Here is a 1,693-nt window from a genome sequence, read left to right on the forward strand (position 1 = left end):
GGACGACGACCCGCGCGGAGAACTTCCTCAACCACCACCTGTACGGTGAGCCGGACGCGGACATCGAGATGGACTACTACTTCTGGGTCGTCCGCGACGGAGCGGGAACCATCCTCGTCGACACCGGCTTCAACCCGGTCGTCGGGGACCGCCGCCGCCGCGCCTGGTGGACCACGCCCGCGGACGCGCTGCCCACGATCGGCGTCGACCCCGGCTCCGTCCACACGATCGTGGTCACCCACGCGCACTGGGACCACACTGGCAACCTGCACCAGTTCCCGGACGCGCGGATCGTCATCAGCCAGGCCGAATACGACTTCTGGACCTCCCCGATGGCCCGCCGCAGCCAGTTCGTCACGCACGCCGAAGCTGATGAGATCGCCTACCTCCAGCGCGCGGACGCGGAGGGGCGGCTCACCCTCATCAAGGGTCAGCACACGCTGGACGACGGCACCGAGCTCATCGAGGTCGGCGGCCACACCCCAGGCCAGGTGGTCGTCTCGGTGCCAACGGCGACGGGCACTGTTGTGCTCGCCTCCGACGCCGTGCACTTTTACGAGGAGGTAGAGCGCGACCGCCCGTTCGCTATCATCGCCGACCTGCCCGCTATGTACCGGGCCTATGACCTGCTGGCCGACCTAGCGGCCCGGCCAGGCACCAGCCTGGTGGCCGGGCACGACCCGCTGGTCCGCACCAGGTTCGCCCCGCACCCAGCCGGGCCCGACGTGACGGACCTGACTGCGGCTAGGGAGTCACCGTGACCAGCGTGCCGTACGGCAGGTAGGGATACGCCTGCGCGGCCGCCGAGTACGGCAGCTCCACGCAGCCGAGCGACTGCGGGTAGCCGTAGGACCCGCGCGCGATGTAGTGCACCGCGGAGCCGCCCTCGAAGTACGACACCCACTGCACCGGGTCGGCATAGTGCGACCCGTCCGGGTTGGTGCCCTGCATGACCTGGAACGGCAGTTTCTCGTAGACGGGGAATGTGCCCACCGGCGTCGGCGCGGCCGAGATGCCGGTGTTGGCCGCCGACGAGAACACCTGGCGGCCGTCGTGCCAGATCGTCAGCGTCTCGGGGATGGACTGGCTGGCGATCGCGTAGCTGTACCCGTGCCGGTTGCCGGCACCCGTCTCGGCCGCGCGCAGCAGCTCCGCCCACACCCGCGGGCCAGCCACCCCGTCGGTGACCAGCCCGTGGTCGGCCTCGAACCCGGTGATCGCGCCCTTGGCGAGCAGGTTGGCGCTGCCCTGCCGCCAGAAGGAGTGCAGGGCGCTCGGGTAGCCGTGCCGCCAGGTGAACGTCCCCGGCGGCGGCTGGTACGCCGCGGCAAGCTGCGCGGCCGGGCTCTCGTCAGGGATCGCGGCGCCCACGGCTGGTGCCCAGCTCATGGGCAGGTAGCCAAGCTGCGCGAGCAGCTCCTGCAGCCGGAGCGTGCTGTAGGCGGCGGTGGTGAAAGAGAACTTTTGCTCGGAACGTACGGGACCGTCTCCCGCGCTCACCATGACCGTTTCCCTGGTGCCGGCCGGGATCCCCGGCTGCGGCGTGAACACCGCGGCGTCTCCCTCACGCTGCCACGCCCCGGCGACGGCGGGCGACAGCCGCGGCAGCGGGGCCGACGCGGGCAGCGGCTGGTTGAAGGTGACCGTGATGCTGTCCGCCCCGTCGACGCCCCGGCTGCCCGCGGCGGGGCTG

2 protein-coding genes are annotated in these 1,693 nt (G+C 71.2%); one reads left to right on the plus strand and one right to left on the minus strand.

Annotation, left to right across the window (positions count from 1 at the left end; all coding sequences use genetic code 11):
- Positions 1-761 (plus strand): N-acyl homoserine lactonase family protein (locus tag WA805_RS28645; RefSeq protein WP_425243882.1); only part of this gene is annotated, 761 nt, incomplete at its 5' end.
- Here the strand turns inward: WA805_RS28645 and WA805_RS28650 are convergent.
- The coding region (locus tag WA805_RS28650) for a L,D-transpeptidase family protein (protein ID WP_425243883.1) at positions 745-1,693 on the minus strand (949 nt) is incomplete at its 5' end. The two genes, WA805_RS28645 and WA805_RS28650, sit on opposite strands and share 17 nt — an antisense overlap.

It is taken from the genome of Trebonia sp. (genome assembly GCF_049794275.1).
Classification (GTDB): domain Bacteria; phylum Actinomycetota; class Actinomycetes; order Streptosporangiales; family Streptosporangiaceae; genus Trebonia.